At 45.6% G+C, this 1,092-nt stretch carries 1 protein-coding gene; it reads left to right on the forward strand.

What is annotated here, in order from left to right; all coding sequences use genetic code 11:
- Positions 1-102 precede the first annotated feature (102 nt).
- The coding region (locus tag BM122_RS21355) for an IS110 family RNA-guided transposase (RefSeq protein ID WP_074907685.1) at positions 103-1,092 on the forward strand (990 nt) is incomplete at its 3' end.

A 1,092-nucleotide genomic window follows, 5' to 3' on the forward strand; every position in this document is an offset into this window, starting at 1 on the left:
CCCAAGAAGGGCCTGATCGCTTATCTCTTTACTGTCTTGTCCTGGCAATCGGTTTTGGTGAATCCCTATTCATTAATATTATTGGAACATAGGGAGCTGAAAATGAGCAATCAATCATCATCTAATCATCAGGTCATCGTTGGTGGAGTTGATACCCACAAAGACCTTCATTTTGCAGCCGTAGTTGATGCATACGACCGAGTGCTTGCCAGCAGCTCTTTCTCAACGACACGACAAGGCTATAAATCAATGTTGAATTGGATGCAGTCCTTTGGTGAAGTTAAACGTATTGGGGTAGAGTGCACGGGAACTTATGGTGCAGGTCTGCTCAGGTATCTACAACAATTTGATATTGAAATTTTAGAAGTTACCTCACCTGATAAAGCAGACCGGCGCAAGCGCGGCAAAGACGACGCGATCGATGCGGAAAATGCAGCCCATGCCGCATTTGCTGGAATACGCACCGTGACCCCTAAAACGCGTGATGGCATGGTGGAATCATTGCGGGTTCTCAAGGTATGCAGGAAGACTGCGGTTGCAGCACGTCGTATCGCACTGCAGATGATCCGGATGAATATCATCTCTGCACCAGAGTCAATTCGTGAATCACTACGTACTATGACTCGAATGCAATTAATCCGTACACTTGCCGCCTGGCGACCTGATCTGGGTGGTTACCGTGATGTTTCAACTGCATACAAAATTGCATTGAAATCGCTTGCACGTAGATATTTGGAATTACATGATGAAATTGCGGACTTGGATGTGATGATTTCAGTCATTGTTGATGAGCTGGCTCCCGAGCTGATTGCAGGCAAAGCTATTGGCTATGAATCTGCTGCACAACTACTCATTACCGTAGGAGACAATCCAGAGCGTTTAAAATCTGAAGCGAGCTTTGCAGCCTTGTGTGGGGTTAATCCAATTCCAGCCTCATCAGGCAAGATCAATAGACACAGGTTGAATCGTGGTGGTGATAGAGCAGCAAACAGCGCGTTGCATATTATTGCTATAGGGCGACTAAGAACAGACGCTAAAACCAAAGAGTACGTTGAAAAACGTATAACACAAGGGAACACAAAACTTGAAGCA

Source organism: Nitrosomonas communis, assembly GCF_900114745.1.
Taxonomy (GTDB): domain Bacteria; phylum Pseudomonadota; class Gammaproteobacteria; order Burkholderiales; family Nitrosomonadaceae; genus Nitrosomonas; species Nitrosomonas communis_A.